Raw genomic sequence first — 16,657 nt, 5'->3', positions numbered from 1 at the left:
CATAATAAGACCTTCAATGCTCCCGGCTCTGTACGTGAACACACATTGAAAACAGGCAGCCCGTTTGTTTGTTTTTACTTGGGTAGAACATCAGCCGGGCGGCGTCCAGCATGACCGCCCGACTGTTGATGCTTTAATTTGTTTAAAGCTTTTTATGATGGTACTGAGGGGTGTACTGATAATTGAAATCTGTGTGGAAAGGCGGATCACCTCCTGAAAGCAGGGCAATTGTTACGAAAATAGGCGATGGTTTTCCTTAATCCCTCTTCCAGCGATACCCTTGGTTGCCAGCCAAGTCTCTCCTGCGCCAACGTGATATCGGGGCAGCGTTGAGTGGGGTCATCCGGCGGGAGCGGTTCATGGACGATCCTGGATTTTGAATCGGTAAGCCTGATTACCATTTCAGCCAATTCCAGCATGCTGTATTCGACCGGGTTACCAAGGTTCATCGGCCCCATCATCTCATCTTCGCTGTTCATCAACTGCACAAAACCGTCTATCATGTCCTCCACAAAACAGAACGAACGCGTTTGTGTCCCGTCCCCATAAATGGTGATCGCCTGGCCGGATAATGCCTGGACGATGAAATTGGATACGACTCGCCCGTCATTCGGATGCATGCGCGGACCGTAGGTATTGAAGATGCGGGCGACTTTGATACTTAATTGATGCTGGCGGTGGTAATCGAAAAACAAGGTTTCCGCGCAGCGTTTGCCTTCGTCATAACAGGAACGCAACCCGATAGGATTAACATGCCCCCAGTAATCTTCAGCCTGCGGGTGAATTTGTGGGTCCCCATATATCTCACTGGTCGAAGCCTGAAATATTCTTGCTTTTACCCGCTTAGCCAAACCGAGCATGTTGATAGCCCCATGCACACTGGTTTTCGCTGTCTGCACCGGGTCATGCTGATAATGAATCGGCGATGCCGGACAGGCCAGATTATAAATCTCATCGATTTCAATATATAACGGAAAAGTAACATCATGCCGCATGCATTCAAAACGGGGATTGTTCAGCAGATGTGCGATGTTTGCCTTGGTGCCGGTATAGAAATTATCGACACAGAGAACATCATGGCCATCCTGCAAAAGACGCTCGCACAAATGCGAGCCAAGAAAACCCGCTCCGCCGGTAACCAGACTCCGCCGTACATCATATCTACGCATTCCACGCTCCTTATGGTCCTGTAATAACAATTGCAGCCGGATCAGCCAGATTGAGCAGCAATAAGGTTAAAGCAAAGGGATTTCGGAGTCGGTGCGAAAACGCACATTTATTGAAATAAATATATGTGGTCTTCAAATTAACATCTCTCAATGTCATTTTGATGATAGAAAAAATTCGGGAAACCATCAGGCATCCCCGATTTTGTTGTGCGTAAATCGCTTGCGATGAGTCAGATATCGGCCAAACGTGGACCCACGCGCACCAATTTGAGCTGATAAGCCTTTGCAGCGGCTTGCGCACGATTATGCACGTTCAATTTCTCAAGCACATTTTGTGCGTGATTTTCCACCGTTTTAAAGGATATTCCCAGAATAGATGCAATCTCATCGCTGGTTTTGCCTTCGCAAATCCACACCAGCACTTCACGTTCGCGCGGGGTAAGTGGCGAACGATCTGATGCTTGTTCAACATTGATGTTCTGATTGCGGATAACCAGCAATGTCGAGTGCATACTCGGCATAATGATCTTCAACTGAAGCTGATGCCATTCGCCAAGCGGCTCCTGCAGTCGATAGAAGCTGAAATAGGTGACGTACCGCCCCGTGATATCAAAAGCGCCGTAAGAAGCGGTATTACGCAAATCGGCAGCCTTGAAAGCCTCCAGCCATATGCGATCGAACTCCTGGCTGCCTTTATCCAATTCAAACAATTGCGGTTGACCGCTATGCAGCCATCTTTTCATTAGCGGCGTGGTGTAATGCCCATTTTCCGTCTTTATGCTCTCGATATACTCATCCGGTAAATTCGAGCAGACGACTTCAAAAGGCAAGACCTCCGCCGCATCTAGCTTCCCCACCCATCCAGCAAACGCATTATGGGGAAACGCGGGCTGTAATTTATTCCGGGTCCATTCGATAAAAGCACTCTTCGTCGTGATGGACGTCAACGAGCTCATGGCCTCTAATAGCGCCTGATTATATTGTCCAGTATCGTTCATTCTCTGCGTCCTCTGAGGATAGAAATTCGGTTCTAAATTGAGACGCATGTTAATAATAACCAAAGCAATTATCCACATGCACCGGCCCCATGACGAGGCCGGCAGTACATGTCGAACTAATCAGGCAGATATGGCCATGACCATATCTGACAGGTCAATTTCCGATGACCGAAGTTCACTTCGGACTGAGCATATACAGTGCAACTGGCATTGAAATCGGACTTTTTATGCAGCATTTTATGAAGATTCTTCAAATAGGCTTTCCTTGAGCGAATTGATTACAAAATCGTTAGATCTTTGCGGACGGATTCACTTTAGATAAAGGAATCGCTTGGAGCCAGTCCCACGAGTTGCTCAGGAACATGGTGCCGCCAACAATAACGGGGTTCACAATACCGAAGCGGCCGCCGACATGGTATTTGTTGATCAGCGTGCCATTTGCGGGATTGATGGCATAAAGATACTCACCGGTCGAGGCATAAAGCGTTCCTTTATAGTAAGTGGGTGCGCCCCGCCCCGAGCCGGCCGCACTGACATCAGGCACATGCCAGGTCCATTCAAGCTTGCCGGACTTCAAATCGTAAGCCTGAACACGTTATTAACCGGCGTACCCACATACAGCACATCGTCGTGGATCATCGGCACACCGCCCTTGAATGCAGGCGGTTTCGGTCCTCGGCCCATATTAGCCTGCCACAGGATCTTTCCGGTTTTGGCATCATAAGTGACGATGCGCGTATCCATGGTTGATTTGCCTTTTTCCTGTTTGGCATCCGCCACTGCATCCATCACCACGATGCCATTGCTGACGGCTGGCGAGACATCGCCGATGCCGGTATCTTCAGCGCCCTGGATGTTCGATTTCCACAGCACTTTTCCGCTATTCTCATCCAGACAAAACACCCCGCCCGGCGAAGACATCGCCACATACATCTTGCCGTCCGCTATCGAGGGGCTCGACATGTTGGCCATGCCCTTGAGCTCCGTTTTCCATGCAAGCTTGCCGGTTTTGGCGTCTATTGCTTGTGCGTAGCCATCCCCCGTAGTGATATACAGACGGCCATGGCTGTAAGCAGGCGTTGGCATGGCTTCGCCATCCGTCCCATAGTGCCAGATCAGCTCGCCGGTTTTGGCGGCAAGAGCATAAATCCCGTTAAAACTGATGCCTTCTCCGCGCACCGCCGTCCTGGTTTTAGCGAATTTGGTGACGTTGGAAAAGTTGAAACCAACGTTACCGACCGACAGATACACATTGCCTTCAGCCACGATCGGCGTGCCCATAAGGGTATTGCCCACAGGGCTGGTACGCCAGATCAATTTACCGGTATGTGCATTCACAGCGTATGCAAACTGATCGTCGCTTTCCGCATAAACGATGCCGTTCACCACCGAAACGCCGACAGCATTACCGTAAAATTGCGTCTGAGTGGAAGGCCCGCGCCGCGCGCCATAAATCGCTTCGTCGAATGAATCTTTACGATCAAGCGGCCAGGCGCGGGCTTCAGCGAAATTCCATTCAACGCCGTGACGCAACCATGCAGGAGCAGCATCGGACAATTCAAAAGCGGCATTATGTACCGGGCTGGATGCCAGGTATTCCCAACTGCTCGTGAACGATTTTGCGTCTTCCCTTGAAGGCAGATTTTTCGGATAGAACACGCGGTCATAAGGGCCGCCTTTCTCAACCGCCACGTCCTTACTCAATTCGGCAGTGACAGTGTCGGTCCGGGTAACTGAGTGGCTCGTATTTGCGAGACTCGACGATAAACCAATAGTTTGCATGGTTACCTGCAATGTAATCCCGGCAATATGTCGTTTCATGTTCATACCCATCCACTAAAATGTTTCAAATGCAGATATGAATACAAAACCGCTGCTTGACCAGCGCGTCCGACGGCTATCGTCACACTCGTTAGTGTGCTATTTTCCTGCATCGCTTTCAAGCTGTTCCTTCCGCGACATGATTTCCTTGCCCAGTGTCACCAGATCCAGATCGGCCTGGCGCATTTGAGGAAACATCTTGTTTTCTTCCTCTTCAACGTGATGTTCGACCTGTTCTGAAAGCACTTTGAGCCGGGCATCATAAAGATCGTCGCCCGGATCCATATTCCGGATGTGCGCTATCAACTCCTTTGCACTGGCATGTTCCACTATGGCTTCATCAACCAGCCCCTTACCTTTGATCACACTGCGTACGGCGGGATAAAGGATTTCCTCTTCTACCTGGGCATGCACAGTCAGCACCTGACAAATCTGATCGGCGATTTTCTTTTTGCTGGCCTTGGAATGATCGGACAATGATTCGAATTCTTCGAACATCTCTTTTACTTCTTTATGATCCTTGACCAGCAAAGTGATCAAATCGTTTGATTCGGTCGTCATGAACACACTCCTTGATGGATTAAGTTCACATTCTTCCGAAAAAATCGAATCGTGTATGTACGGTAACGTACTCATGCCCCCATAAAACGGGGGCTGGCAGGCTTTTCCCATTCCACGTGCCGTAATGCCGCCCCAATAGACGCCAAAGACGAGGCCAAACACGACGGCAGTCCGCTACACAGATTTAAAGTTTGCTTGCGCCGCTTTTTGGAGTAATTTGATTACCGTTTTCTCGATGTGATCGTGATACCGCCCCCCTCTTCCAATGGGTCCGGAAATCTCAGTCTGGAAAACTTGCCCCCTTCGTAAGCTTCGATTATGGCCGGATGAATATAATATTTGCGACAGACTGCAGGGGTATTGCCCAGCTGCCGCGCAACGCGCTGGATCGCCGCATTCACATGCTGCTTCGCATGCATAGGCGAGTCGCAGGGCGTCATCGATGTAAAGACCATGAGCGCCCGCACTGTCCCGCCCCAGGTCCGGAAATCCTTGGCAGTAAAATTCTGTCCGGAAATTTCATGGAGATAACGATTCACGTCACTGGAATCGATGGACTGTCGCCGCCCATCACCATCGACGTATTGAAACAATTCCTGTCCTGGAATCTCCAGACAATTCTTCACGATACGCGCAAGGCGCCGATTTTCAACGCGGATGGAATGCCATTTGCCACTCTTGCCGCGAAATTCAAATACGACTGAAGAACCGGAAAGATGGACGTGACGGCTACGCATCGTGGTTAAACCAAATGATTTGTTCTGCTTCGCGTAGTCTTCATTACCGACGCGTATCAGCGTTGTTTCCAGCAACCGCACTACAAGCGCAAGGATTTTTTCGCGCGGCATACCGGCTTTTGCCAGATCAGCATCCACGCGAGCGCGAATCCTCTTGAGCTGCTTGCCGAAAAGCACCATGCGAGCGAATTTGGTTTCGTCGCGTACCTTGCGCCAATCGGCGTGATAACGATACTGTTTGCGGCCCCGCACATCACGTCCGGTAGCCTGCAGGTGTCCGTTATCATGAAGGCAGATCCATACATTCTGCCATGCGGGAGGGAGTGCCAATCGGCGGATACGCTCCAGCACATCCGGATCTCGAATCTCTTTGCCGTCCGGAGCATAATATAGGAAACCATCCTTGACGGCACGGCGCGAAATGCCGGGGCCGTCATCGACGGTATAACGCAGACCGGCGGATTGGGCTACTGCAACAGAATCCGTGCCGGCTGCAGTATCCACATGAATAGATGCGCCGCCGGAAGACGCCTTATTCACCGGTATTCGGATTATCTTCTAGCATCCGGGATTTCCTGGCCGCTTTCCGGTAGCTGCCGCCAGAAAAAACCTTCCCGGTTGACCTTGATCCGTTTACCCAACTCAAGAAGCTGGCTCCTGCTTAATTCCTGCAAGGCCTTGGGGAATATCTCCTCATTTTCTTCTTTAAAATGCAGCTCGACTTTTTCCTTGAGAAGCAGAAAATTTGCCTTCCATTCCGGCGAATCCACATCCACTGATTCCATCTCAACCAGGATATCCTGAATCACAAAAAGCTCTTCATAGCCTTCCAGCGCGATTTCGTAGGTTTCGTCGGCTTCCAGTATTACCGGGTAAAAAATCATCTGTTCGTTTTCAGCGTAGCAATCGAGTTCGCCTTTTAATTCCTCAAATAGCTCTGCACGATCGGTAATCTCTTTTGCGCCAGCGCTTCCCAGTTGGGCCAAGAGCTTTTCGATTCTACGGTGGTCATTTATCAATAACTCGATAACGTCCATGATTATTCCTTTGCGTAATTGCGAATGAATAGACGCAGCCTGCGTCGCCTGTTGTCCTGCATCAGAACGAACCCACAATAAACCCGGTGCATCCGTGATTCCGTACGCAAACACACCAAACGGTCTTTTTTCCATCCACCCGAAAGGTGAATTCAATGAGGTGGCAAACGCGTGCTGTCCCGATACAATACGGCAAGCGTGGCGGCAAAAATCCGAGGCAAGGTACGTATTTTTTGCAGTGCCGTCCAGATAGCCACCATTCCTCCGACCAGGAACAACCCGGTAAGTCCGGCCAAGACCTGCAAGCGGTGTGTATCCCAGAACATGACAATAATCAGCAGTGTCGAGAGGACGATGCCTAACCCGATAAAGAACAGCGCCATCAGCAATAGTGCTATTAACGTTGACAGGCGTTCGCGCTCTTCTTCCAGATCGATGGCGAGCAGTTCCATTCGCGTATGCAGGATAGCGATCAGGGAGCGTGCCAGCATCCTGAGCGAATCGAGCAGCCCCGTACCGACGGAATGATTTGCCCTTTTCATGGCAGCTTAACGACGCCCCATCAGCAATCCGGCCACTAAACCGGCACCGGCGGCAAATGTAACGGCGTGCCAAGGCTTCTCATGAACGTAATGATCGGTGGCACGTAATGCAGCACCGGTTTTTTCCATGAGCACATCGTGGGCCTCCGTCATTTTAACTTTGGCGACAGCGAGCGATTTTTCAGCCTTGCCGCGCAATGCCTGAATCGACTCGCCGCCCTGATTGGCGGTAAGTTTAAGCAACGCCTCGGTATCGGCAATCACTGCCTGCAAATCATTTTCCAGCGGCGCTTTGGCAGCATCCGCTTGCAGGTCGGATATAATGGTATTCACAATCATTCTCCATCACGTTTTAATCAAAGGGTTGGTGAGACATTCCAATCATGAAACGGTGGACTCAATGTACTCCTGCGACAATCTGCCTTTCCGTACGATATCGTACATTCAGCCTCTCGTAAGCACGCGCAAGACCGAAGATAGTCACTGCTGAATTTTGTGGTTTACCGTACAGAATTGCGGGTTCGGCAGCATTAGTCTTGGTTTTGTAACATTTTCTTAACAAGGGGAAATGAGCAACGGATGAATGGGTCCCTTTGCAACGTCTTCCCGAGATCACAGGACAGTTGAAATACCAATGGATACCCCCGTCGGATAGTGACCTTCCCTTTCAGGAAGGATAGTCATGATGATAAATTCCTCAATACATATAAGCAGCGCACCCGCCCACTTTTCTCAGTCGCCGATGATCAGCGCGATCTTTCACGATCTGAGCAAGGCCGAACAGGCGTACAGATCCGTCTTCGAACGCGGTTACAGCTTCAACGACATCAATGTCGCGATGTCGGAAGCAACCCAAAAGCGCTATTATTCAGGGCAACCCGGCATTAGCCAATCGGCCTGCAGAGCCGCAATCGACAGAGATGCGGGCGATGCCGCGCCAGATGCAATCGAGTACGCGCTGGCCGCAGTCGGAACCCCGCTGGTGCTATCAAGGTTCAGGCTGGTCGTGGCCGGCACTTATTCTGCAATCAATGCCGAAGCAGGCGGCCTTGCCAGAAGCCTCGCCGACACCTTGTTCCGCTGGCGTATCCCCGAACAGCATATCAAGCAGTATGAACGCGGGCTCATGGCAGGCGGCATCATGATTTCCGTCAAGCCACGCAACCATCAGGATGCCGCGCATATCGCGAATAGCTGGCAGACCCATAGCGGCGAATGCATCCTCGCTTAACCCTGAGTGCTCTCATACAGGCGATGCCATGAACAAACTTGTCAAAATTACCCATGCCATTAGCGACACCGTCAGTATGAACAGATGGTTTTCAGTGGGTAAAGAGCTGCTGGAAAAATTCAGCAAACACGAGATACTCACCCTTTCGGCTGCGCTGGCTTTTTACACGGCCTTGTCTTTGTCCCCTCTGCTGCTGATCACGCTTTCCGTCGTCGGCGTGCTGGGAGAACATTCCCAGACCCGATTGCTGGAGGAGATTCGAAACGTGCTGGGAGATCAGGCCTCCACCGCGATCACCACCGTCATCCACAGCGCACATACCCGCCCGTCTCTGGGAAACCTGGCTCGCACCCTCGGCATCCTGTTTCTGGTCTTTTCGGCCAGCAGTGTCTTTGTCCAGCTCCAGTATTCCCTGAATAAAATCTGGGAAATCGAAGGGAAGATCAGTGCCGGATTATGGAGCCTTATCCGTCACCGGCTCCTTTCCATGGGTATGGTCATCTCGCTGGGTTTTCTTGCACTGGTTTCCCTGCTGGTAAGCACGGTGCTCTCATTTTTCCTTACCGGGGAAGGACAAATCTGGCAGTTCATGAATTTTCTTGTCACCTTGCTTGTGTTTTCCGCATTGTTCGCACTGATCTTCAAGTTCGTACCCGATACCAAAATTTCATGGCGGAATGCATTCTCCGGCGGCATAGTCACTGCAATTCTGTTTGCACTGGGGAAAAACATGATCGGAATCTACCTTGGCCGCAGCGCCGTCGGTTCTGCTTACGGCGCTGCGGGATCTCTGATCGTTTTTCTGACCTGGGTGTATTACTCGTCGGTTATTGTCTTCACCGGGGCGGAAATCACCTGCATCCTCACCACCCGGCATACCGGCGTCAAACGGCCGGCATCCTGAAATGACTGCAAGTACCCCTCATTTCAAACATGCAATTCCGAGAAAAAGCGCTCTGATTCCTTACGTACCACGCTGTAGCACTCGCACACATGTGCTTCCAGCGCCGATCGGTCGGCCACCTCAATATGCTTGCGGTGATAGTTGATCATCCCCGCCGACTGCAATCTGCGCGCCGCCTCGGTAACGCTTTCGCGGCGTACTCCTAGCATGTGGGAAATCGATTCCTGCGTGGTTTCCAGAGTATTCGTATGCAACCGGTCAAAATTCAGCAACAGCCAGCGACATAACTGCTGCTCTACCGAATGGCGGCGATTGCAGGCCGTGGTTTGCGCCATCTGAATAAAGAGTGTGCGCGTATACCGCATCAGAAAATGCTGCAAGGCCTCACCTCTTTCGAATTCTTCTTTCAGCACCTTGGCCGACAAACGATAACCGGAACCGTCTGTTTGCACAGTTGCCTGAGTGAGCGCCCCGTCATTTCCCATAAAGATCGAAACACCCACTATCCCTTCATTGCCGACGGAAGCGACTTCCACCGAAGCCCCGTCTTCAAGATTGCACAGCAGGGAGACTGTCGCCGTAACCGGGAAATAGACATGGCGCAATTTATCCCCGACTTCGAGGAGGGCATCCCCCGCGTGCAACGACACTAATTCGAGATGAGGGACGATACGCTCGAAATCGTCTGAAGGCAATGCTTCAAGTATATGATTGCGTTGCGAATTTGAAATATTATTCATAATAAATCCCTCCTTAAGTTAATTTTCAGGGCTGGTTACAAGTTGAATCCTGGCGTCGAAACAGGCCCCGGTATCAGGAGCAGGCAATGCGTTTTATCCGTGGAAAATACATGACCATTGCCGCCAGCCGCCTTGGCCCGGTACATCGCATGGTCGGCGTGCTTGATCAAATCGTGGCTATTCCTGCCGTGTAGCGGATAGAAGGCGATACCGATACTGGCCCCGATGGAAAGATTCAGGCCTTTAAAAGCAAATGGGGTCTGCAGCTGCACCTTCATGTTTTCCAGCACAGGCTGCACATCATGACGCGAGGCGGCTTTCTCGATAATCAATGCAAACTCGTCGCCACCCAGCCGAGCCACAGTATCTTCCGCCCGCAAGGATTTCCTGAGGCGTTTAGCCACCGCTTGCAGCACTGCATCGCCTACGGAATGCCCATGGGTATCGTTAATCGCTTTGAAACTATCGAGATCCAGCAGCAACAGCGCAAATCCGCTGTTGTGACGGGAGGCGTAAGCCTGCGCCTGCTGCAATCGGTCCATGAACAGATTGCGATTGGGCAATCCGGTCAATCCGTCGTGATTGGCCAGGTGCTCAAGCTTCCGCATACTCTTGACCCTTTTGCTCACGTCACGGCCGCAGGCGATGAAATGCGTAATTTCGCCATACGCATTGCAGAATGGCCGGATAACCGTGTCCTCATAGAACAGCCGGCCATTTTTACGCCGATTGACAAACTGGCCACGATAGGCGCGCTTGGTAAGCAAGGTTCTCCACATCCGCGAATACAGTTTCGGGTCGTGCAAATTCGATTTCAGGATCGCGTGGGTGGCGCCTATCAGTTCATCTCTGCCATATCCGGTGAGCGCTTCAAATACCGGATTCACATATACGATTACGCCTTGTGAGTCAGTGACTGCAATCGCATCCTCGCTCCATTCCGCCACATCCTGAAAACGCAGCAGTTTCTCGCTGGCGTCCGCGGTCGCAGACGATTGCCGCAATTCAAGCAGAAACAGGGAATTCCTTTCGCCTTCCACAACCCTTATCGCTGCTTCCAGTGAAGCAGCCTGCCCATCCGGCCGCGTAACATGCACATTGCCGACGCGATAATGGGGGCAGGATGAGTATGGCTTCCTCTGCAATCAAACAGGCTGTATGAAAATTGCGGTAAAAGATTGTTCAGGGACAAACCAAGGATTGCCCGGATGTCTCTGCCAAAAAAGCGGGCGGTTTCCGCACAGCAGAACTGGATATCGCCATTCCCGGTCACCAGCAGTAACATGCGGCCGGACTGGTCGGCGCAATCCACACAAGCCTCCGCAAAAGCTTGCCCGATAAAGGTCATGGCATGTGGAGTGCACTCTGCCGACTGCTTTCCGGCGGGAAAGGATTCCCGTAAGCGACGAAAATCCTCCTGTTCAGAAGGATAAGATAAAGCGCTTTTTGTTTGCCGTTGTGCCATTTTTATCCTCTATCTGCTTATGAATTTCAGTAGAGACCCTGGAAATATGGACGATAACAAGGCATTCCCAAGCGAGATCGTGTAAGGTCTCGCCGCTCCGTTGAAGTCATATTCCGGTTGACGGGGTTAAAAATGAAGCGGGTAATGACGCTTGACCCCAATTGCAAAGTGCTCTAAAAGCCATTTTTGTATTTTGTATCTTCATTTTGTTAATTATTAATTTGAACAATAGTACAGAGAGGCAAATTCAAGACGTCGGCAACCGCATGCTGAAAGCCGGTCACACAGCTGAATGACGTTGGTGAAACCATATTAGGAAAATATATGAACGGTGCCTATAGGTTAATCACCCTAGACGCTCGCCAAAGACACAACCACGCGGTAGATATCGATCAAAGGCAAGTCTGCGGAGCGATATCTTTGATCCGCCTCATGAAATTACCCATCGGGGCCGTGCACTTCCCATCAAAAAACCACGAACTATCCATACTCATGCGTACGTTTCCGTACAGAGGTGACCAATCGTTCGTTCTACTCTGACCCTGTCCATCCGGCTTTTCATGATTTAGCTGGACGCCGGACGGGAGTGATTTTTTCCACCGAAACATACATTAACGGAGTTTTTCTATTTGTCAGGAGATAAGGATGCCACAGGGAAAACAGCTCTTTTTTCATACCTTGCCTTGCCTATCCCCTATTCTTTTTCAAGGCGCATGAAAATGTATCGCATCGCACTTATCAGCGAACATGCTTCCCCGTTAGCCGCGCTCGGCGGCATCGACAGCGGCGGACAAAACGTGTATGTGGCAGAGATAGCCGTGCACTTGGCCCGAATGGGCTACGAGGTGGATATCTTTACGCGGCGCGATGCGGCCCAATTGCCTGACGTCGTGATTTGCTCGCCACGGGTACGCGTTATTCATATTTGCGCCGGACCGTCAGTGCGCATGGCTAAAGAATCGCTTTTGCCTTTTATGGATGATTTTGCAACCGAAGTGATCAGCTTCATGCGCAAATCATCCAGGATATACGATCTTGTACATGCCAACTTCTTCATGTCAGGCTATGTCGCCATCGCCGTTAAGCAGGCGCTCAATATCCCTTTTGTCGTCACATTCCATGCATTGGGCAAGGTGCGGCGTCAGCATCAAGGCAGTCACGATCGCTTCCCGCCCGAACGCTGCGAGATCGAAAAAGAGGTGATGGATGAGGCAGAGGCGATTATCGCCGAATGTCCGCAGGACAAAACCGACCTGATAGCCTTATACGAAGTGGATGCCCGCAAAATCATAGTCATTCCGTGCGGCGTCAATCCCAATGAATTCTATCCTGTTCCCAAACGCGAGGCATGTGCCTGCATCGGCGTAAAGCCGCAGGAACGCATCGTGTTGCAACTGGGTCGATGGGTACCGCGAAAAGGTATCGAAACCGCGATCCGCGGCTTCTCCGAATTGTTGCGCATGCATCAAATAAAAGCCCGCTTGCTGATCGTCGGCGGCGACTCGCCCTCCCCCGACCCGCAGTTGACGCCCGAACTGAAGCGCCTGCAAATCATCACCAACGAATGCGGCATCACGGATTCCGTCACCTTCGTCGGCGCCCGCCCGCGCTGCGAACTGAAGTACTACTACAGCGCCGCCGATGCGTTCATCTCGACGCCGTGGTATGAACCATTCGGCATCACGCCGATCGAGGCGATGGCCTGCGGCACGCCGGTCATCGGCAGTAACGTAGGCGGAATAAAACATACGGTAGTGGAAGGGAAGACCGGATTTCTGATTCCCCCTCGCGACCATACCCTCGTTGGCGCCAAGCTCGCACGGCTATTCCACGATGATGAATTGAGCGAACGCATGACCAGCAACTGCGTAGCCCGCATAAACGAACATTTCACCTGGGAAAAAGTCAGCGCAGGCATTGCGGCGCTTTACAGACGGGCGATGCCAGTCCACATGCATTTTCCCAGATCGCATTTGGCAGCGACCGACCTGCAGCGCCGCAGCTGACCCGGATCGCATTTTGGATATCGAAGCGCATGAAAAGAATCGGCATATTTCTGGATAAGGACGGCACGCTGCTGCAAGACGTGCCCTATAACGTGGCGCCGGAACGTATACGCATGACGCCGCGGGCCGAATATGCGCTGGCGCTGCTGGCGCAGACAGACGCCGATTTGTTCATCATCAGTAATCAGCCCGGAGTGGCGTTGGGCTATTTCCCGATGTCGGCGCTGGCGAATGTGCATGCAGAGATGAACCGCCTCTTTGCCCAAAATGGCGCCCGCCTGTCCGGTTTCTATTTTTGCCCGCACCACCCCGATGGCGTGATCGGTGAATACGCTCTCCACTGCAACTGCCGCAAACCTGCCCCGGGGCTGATCCTGCAGGCTGCCACCGAAAACGACATCGATCTGAGCCATTCATGGATGATCGGCGATATCCTGCATGACATCGAAGCCGGGCGCCGCGCAGGCTGCGGTACGATACTCATCGACAACGGCAACGAAACGGAATGGCAGCTTTCGCCGACGCGCAGGCCGGATTACATCGCCAGCGATCTTGAGGACGCTGTCAAGCATATCGTACGCAGAGGAACAGGAGCGCTGATATGAATACCCGCCCCATGCGCAATATCCTCTGCGTGCGTCTGGATGCGTTCGGCGACGTATTGATGACGGAACCGGCGCTGCGCGCCATAAGCCGGTCCATGCCCGAGTGCAGGCTGACCCTGCTCACTTCCCCTGCCGGTGCCAAGGCGGCTGAAATGATCCCCTGCCTGCATGACATACTGGTCTATGAGGCCCCATGGATGAAACACAGCGCAGAAATAACCGACAGTGCCCGCCATCTCGATTTCATCAGGCATCTGCATGCGCTGCAATTCGACGCTGCCGTCATTTTTACCGTTTACAGCCAGAATCCGTTGCCGGCGGCCATGATGTGCTATCTCGCCGGCATCCCCCGGCGCATCGCTTTCTGTCGCGAAAACCCTTATCAGCTGCTGACCGACTGGCTGCCCGAAAAAGAGCCGCAATCGCTGCAGCGTCATGAAGTCGAGCGTCAGCTGGCGCTGGTCGCAGAGATCGGCGCGACCGTGCAGGAAGATGCGATACAAATCGCCATCGCGGAAGCCGACCGCCAGACAGGCGAAACGATCTGGCAGTCGCTGGCGCAACAGGAGGAATGCCGCATCATCGTCCACCCCGGTGCGACCGCTCCTTCGCGCCGTTATCCGGCTGAACGCTTTATCGCCGCGATGAAATCGATACGCGCGCGCATGCCCGCCACCTTCATCATCACCGGTAATCGATCCGAACAGGCGCTCGCCGATGAAATCGCCGCGATGGCGGGACCTGCCTGCATATCGCTGGCCGGGCAGCTCGATGCCCGGGAATGGGCCGCACTGATCGATTCCGCCGATCTGGTGCTGTCGAACAACACCGGTGCCGCGCATCTTGCAGCGGCGACAGCCACCCCGGCCGTCGTGCTCTACGCACTGACCAATCCCCAGCACACGCCCTGGCGCACAGCTTCACAGGTGCTCTCGTACGACGTACCCTGCAAGCATTGCTACAAAAGCCTGTGCCCGCAAGGGCACCATAACTGCCTGCTCGGCATCAGCGCGGAAGAAGTCGCCAATGCCGCACTGGCATTGCTTGCAGCCAGATTTCAGCATCAATCCGCTTCAAATACCCGATTTCTTTCTCATACCGCAGGTTGACCGCTTATGTACACACTCGGAATCAATGCCGCTTATCACGACTCATCCGCCGCACTGGTGAAGGACGGCCGCATCGTCGCCGCAGCCGAAGAAGAACGTTTTAGCCATGTGAAACACGGCAAACGGCCGGTGCCTTTTACCGCTTACGAATTGCCGTTCCACGCAATCGACTATTGTCTGAAAGAGGCGGGAATCGAGCTCGCCGATGTAGATCACATCGGCTATTCGTATGACCCGTACCTGTTGCGCAGCAAGGAATCGCCAAGCGACACGATCGACCTGCCGCTAGTGCCCTCGCAGCATGACCCCGAACAGCCCGGAGCCAGCCCGTGGGACCCGCTTTTCATCGCCTACATCATCAATGCGCCGCGCCAGCTGGTAGATGGCGTACCGCATCATCTGCAGGCGCGTTTCAGGGGCGCGGTGCCCGACCAGACCTTTCAGTGGCATTATCTCGAACACCATCTGGCACACGAAGCGAGCGCATATCTCGCGGCGCCATTCGAACGCTGCGCGGTGCTGACGATGGACGGGCGCGGCGAGCAGGCAACGACCAGTTACGGGATATTCCGCGACGGTGCATACACCCGGCTGGGGCAAGTCAACATGCCACATTCGCTGGGACTGCTGTATGAACGGGTGACCTCCCACCTCGGCTTTCTGCATTCGTCAGACGAATACAAGGTCATGGCGCTGGCCTCGTATGGCCAGCCGCGCTATGTCGAAGTCTTCCGCCGCATCGTCAGTCTCGGCGATGAAGGACAATATCGGGTCGCTGAAGCCAACCTGACCGAGCTGTTCGGCCCGGCACGAACCCGTGCCGCAGCGATCGAACAACGCCATTTCGACATTGCGCGCTCCTTGCAGATGGTGCTGGAAGAAACCGTACTGCAAATCATCCGCTGGCTGGCGCAAGCCAGCGGCGAACGCAATCTGGCGATGGCTGGCGGCGTCGCATTGAATTGCGTGATGAACGCCAGGCTGCGCGACTCTGGCGAGTTCGAGAATATCTGGGTACAGCCTGCGGCGGGCGATTCGGGTACTTCGCTGGGCGCCGCGCTGTACATCGATTACGCGCTGCGCGCGGCGCGTCATCATCAACCGATGGAGCATGCTTTTCTCGGCCCGCAATTCACCGATGACGAGATCGAGGCATTTCTGCGCTGGTCCAAACTGTCGTACAGGAAACTCGACAACATCGCACAGGAAGTCGCTGATATCCTTGCCGCAGACAAAGTCATCGGCTGGTTCCAGGGACGCATGGAATTCGGCCCGCGCGCACTCGGCGCACGCTCCATCCTCGCCTCGCCGGTGCATAGCGAAATGCAGGCCAGGCTCAATGAAATCAAGGACCGCGAGGATTTCCGCCCGGTAGCGCCGGTCGTGCTTGAAGAAGAAGCTGCGAACTGGTTCGTCAACGGCGGCAAATCGCCCTTCATGCTGTTCGTATACGATGTCGCAGCCGATAAGGCCGAACGCATCCCGGCAGTCCGCCATACCGACGGCACCGCACGCATCCAGACCATCAATCGCGAACAGCATCCGCTGTACTACGATCTGATCCGGGCATTCCAGGAGCGCACCGGCGTGCCGGTACTGGTGAATACCTCATTCAACACACGCGGCGAGCCGATCGTGTGCACGCCGCGGGACGCGATCGAGAGCTACTGGACTTCACCGCTGGACGCTCTGGTCATCGGCTCGTTCCTGCTCACCAAAACGGAGGTATAGG

General features: G+C 53.1%; 18 protein-coding genes. 6 read left to right on the top strand and 12 right to left on the bottom strand.

From position 1 onward, the window contains the following. Positions 1 to 206 precede the first annotated feature (206 nt). The 9 genes from CAP31_RS06245 to CAP31_RS06205 all read right to left on the bottom strand — a co-directional run bounded on the left by CAP31_RS06245 (position 207) and on the right by CAP31_RS06205 (position 7,198). Complete coding sequence (locus CAP31_RS06245) at positions 207 to 1,169, bottom strand: UDP-glucuronic acid decarboxylase family protein (protein WP_087446746.1); 963 nt, start codon at positions 1,167 to 1,169, stop codon at positions 207 to 209. A 230-nt stretch (positions 1,170 to 1,399) separates the two neighbouring features. Next, positions 1,400 to 2,167, bottom strand: a complete 768-nt coding sequence (locus tag CAP31_RS15235; protein ID WP_304442140.1) for a response regulator transcription factor — start codon at positions 2,165 to 2,167, stop codon at positions 1,400 to 1,402. A 289-nt stretch (positions 2,168 to 2,456) separates the two neighbouring features. Further along, positions 2,457 to 2,744: a PQQ-binding-like beta-propeller repeat protein gene (locus CAP31_RS06235; RefSeq protein WP_087446744.1), complete on the bottom strand. Its 288-nt coding sequence runs from the start codon at positions 2,742 to 2,744 to the stop codon at positions 2,457 to 2,459. Beyond that, entirely contained in the window at positions 2,741 to 3,988 is a 1,248-nt protein-coding gene (locus tag CAP31_RS06230; protein ID WP_157662678.1) for a PQQ-binding-like beta-propeller repeat protein, read from the bottom strand. Before CAP31_RS06230 ends, CAP31_RS06235 begins: the two co-directional genes overlap by 4 nt. Before the next feature lie 99 nt (positions 3,989 to 4,087). After that, the gene (locus CAP31_RS06225) at positions 4,088 to 4,549 is read right to left on the bottom strand and encodes a hemerythrin domain-containing protein (RefSeq protein ID WP_087446742.1); all 462 of its coding nucleotides are present in this window, start codon (positions 4,547 to 4,549) and stop codon (positions 4,088 to 4,090) included. A gap of 221 nt (positions 4,550 to 4,770) precedes the next feature. Next, entirely contained in the window at positions 4,771 to 5,826 is a 1,056-nt protein-coding gene (locus CAP31_RS06220; RefSeq protein ID WP_087446741.1) for a DNA topoisomerase IB, read from the bottom strand. 11 nt (positions 5,827 to 5,837) lie between these two features. Beyond that, positions 5,838 to 6,458, bottom strand: coding sequence for a hemerythrin domain-containing protein (locus CAP31_RS06215; protein ID WP_087446740.1), 621 nt, complete (start codon positions 6,456 to 6,458; stop codon positions 5,838 to 5,840). A 17-nt stretch (positions 6,459 to 6,475) separates the two neighbouring features. Then, entirely contained in the window at positions 6,476 to 6,865 is a 390-nt protein-coding gene (locus tag CAP31_RS06210) for a phage holin family protein (protein WP_087446739.1), read from the bottom strand. Positions 6,866 to 6,871: 6 nt separating this feature from the next. Then, positions 6,872 to 7,198 (bottom strand): YqjD family protein, encoded by a 327-nt coding sequence (locus tag CAP31_RS06205; protein WP_369802449.1) that lies wholly within the window; start codon positions 7,196 to 7,198, stop codon positions 6,872 to 6,874. A 349-nt stretch (positions 7,199 to 7,547) separates the two neighbouring features. Here CAP31_RS06205 and CAP31_RS06200 point away from each other — a divergent pair, with 349 nt between their 5' ends. Beyond that, positions 7,548 to 8,096 carry a hypothetical protein gene (locus CAP31_RS06200; RefSeq protein ID WP_157662677.1) on the top strand — a complete coding sequence of 183 codons (549 nt, stop codon included), beginning with the start codon at positions 7,548 to 7,550 and terminating at the stop codon, positions 8,094 to 8,096. A 28-nt stretch (positions 8,097 to 8,124) separates the two neighbouring features. Beyond that, entirely contained in the window at positions 8,125 to 9,000 is an 876-nt protein-coding gene (locus CAP31_RS06195) for a YihY/virulence factor BrkB family protein (RefSeq protein ID WP_157662676.1), read from the top strand. 23 nt (positions 9,001 to 9,023) lie between these two features. Here CAP31_RS06195 and CAP31_RS06190 read toward each other — a convergent pair whose 3' ends face one another. From CAP31_RS06190 to CAP31_RS14785, 3 genes are read right to left on the bottom strand one after another with little or no spacing between them, the layout of a single operon-like run. After that, on the bottom strand, positions 9,024 to 9,740 hold the full coding sequence (locus tag CAP31_RS06190; protein ID WP_087446735.1) for a Crp/Fnr family transcriptional regulator: 717 nt from the start codon (positions 9,738 to 9,740) through the stop codon (positions 9,024 to 9,026). A 35-nt stretch (positions 9,741 to 9,775) separates the two neighbouring features. Further along, entirely contained in the window at positions 9,776 to 10,780 is a 1,005-nt protein-coding gene (locus CAP31_RS06185) for a diguanylate cyclase domain-containing protein (protein ID WP_157662675.1), read from the bottom strand. A 5-nt stretch (positions 10,781 to 10,785) separates the two neighbouring features. Beyond that, entirely contained in the window at positions 10,786 to 11,205 is a 420-nt protein-coding gene (locus CAP31_RS14785; RefSeq protein WP_157662674.1) for a hypothetical protein, read from the bottom strand. A 719-nt stretch (positions 11,206 to 11,924) separates the two neighbouring features. Between CAP31_RS14785 and CAP31_RS06175 the strand changes: the two genes are divergently transcribed. Genes CAP31_RS06175 through CAP31_RS06160 form a run of 4 tightly spaced genes read left to right on the top strand, consistent with a single transcriptional unit; the run spans position 11,925 to position 16,656 of the window. Beyond that, a complete protein-coding gene (locus CAP31_RS06175) occupies positions 11,925 to 13,211 on the top strand; it encodes a glycosyltransferase family 1 protein (RefSeq protein WP_189836655.1) in 1,287 nt (428 codons plus the stop codon). A 29-nt stretch (positions 13,212 to 13,240) separates the two neighbouring features. Then, positions 13,241 to 13,816, top strand: coding sequence for an HAD-IIIA family hydrolase (locus CAP31_RS06170; RefSeq protein ID WP_087446731.1), 576 nt, complete (start codon positions 13,241 to 13,243; stop codon positions 13,814 to 13,816). Next, positions 13,813 to 14,925 (top strand): glycosyltransferase family 9 protein, encoded by a 1,113-nt coding sequence (locus CAP31_RS06165; RefSeq protein ID WP_087446730.1) that lies wholly within the window; start codon positions 13,813 to 13,815, stop codon positions 14,923 to 14,925. The genes CAP31_RS06170 and CAP31_RS06165 overlap by 4 nt, the downstream gene beginning before the upstream one ends. A gap of 6 nt (positions 14,926 to 14,931) precedes the next feature. Beyond that, positions 14,932 to 16,656, top strand: coding sequence for a carbamoyltransferase C-terminal domain-containing protein (locus tag CAP31_RS06160; RefSeq protein ID WP_087446729.1), 1,725 nt, complete (start codon positions 14,932 to 14,934; stop codon positions 16,654 to 16,656). Position 16,657: the final 1 nt, after the last annotated feature.

It is taken from the genome of Sulfuriferula sp. AH1 (assembly GCF_002162035.1).
Lineage (GTDB): Bacteria > Pseudomonadota > Gammaproteobacteria > Burkholderiales > Sulfuriferulaceae > Sulfuriferula.
This window is presented reverse-complemented; position numbering and strand designations above follow the sequence as displayed.

Bases quoted from the DNA above. Each gene is read 5' to 3' on its own strand.
- CAP31_RS06245 (WP_087446746.1), bottom strand. From the start codon at position 1,169: ATGCGTAGATATGATGTACGGCGGAGTCTGGTTACCGGCGGAGCGGGT.
- CAP31_RS15235 (WP_304442140.1), bottom strand. From the start codon at position 2,167: ATGAACGATACTGGACAATATAATCAGGCGCTATTAGAGGCCATGAGC.
- CAP31_RS06230 (WP_157662678.1), bottom strand. From the start codon at position 3,988: ATGAAACGACATATTGCCGGGATTACATTGCAGGTAACCATGCAAACT.
- CAP31_RS06225 (WP_087446742.1), bottom strand. From the start codon at position 4,549: ATGACGACCGAATCAAACGATTTGATCACTTTGCTGGTCAAGGATCAT.
- CAP31_RS06215 (WP_087446740.1), bottom strand. From the start codon at position 6,458: ATGGAAAAAAGACCGTTTGGTGTGTTTGCGTACGGAATCACGGATGCA.
- CAP31_RS06210 (WP_087446739.1), bottom strand. From the start codon at position 6,865: ATGAAAAGGGCAAATCATTCCGTCGGTACGGGGCTGCTCGATTCGCTC.
- CAP31_RS06200 (WP_157662677.1), top strand. From the start codon at position 7,548: ATGATGATAAATTCCTCAATACATATAAGCAGCGCACCCGCCCACTTT.
- CAP31_RS06195 (WP_157662676.1), top strand. From the start codon at position 8,125: ATGAACAAACTTGTCAAAATTACCCATGCCATTAGCGACACCGTCAGT.
- CAP31_RS06190 (WP_087446735.1), bottom strand. From the start codon at position 9,740: ATGAATAATATTTCAAATTCGCAACGCAATCATATACTTGAAGCATTG.
- CAP31_RS14785 (WP_157662674.1), bottom strand. From the start codon at position 11,205: ATGGCACAACGGCAAACAAAAAGCGCTTTATCTTATCCTTCTGAACAG.
- CAP31_RS06175 (WP_189836655.1), top strand. From the start codon at position 11,925: ATGTATCGCATCGCACTTATCAGCGAACATGCTTCCCCGTTAGCCGCG.
- CAP31_RS06170 (WP_087446731.1), top strand. From the start codon at position 13,241: ATGAAAAGAATCGGCATATTTCTGGATAAGGACGGCACGCTGCTGCAA.
- CAP31_RS06165 (WP_087446730.1), top strand. From the start codon at position 13,813: ATGAATACCCGCCCCATGCGCAATATCCTCTGCGTGCGTCTGGATGCG.
- CAP31_RS06160 (WP_087446729.1), top strand. From the start codon at position 14,932: ATGTACACACTCGGAATCAATGCCGCTTATCACGACTCATCCGCCGCA.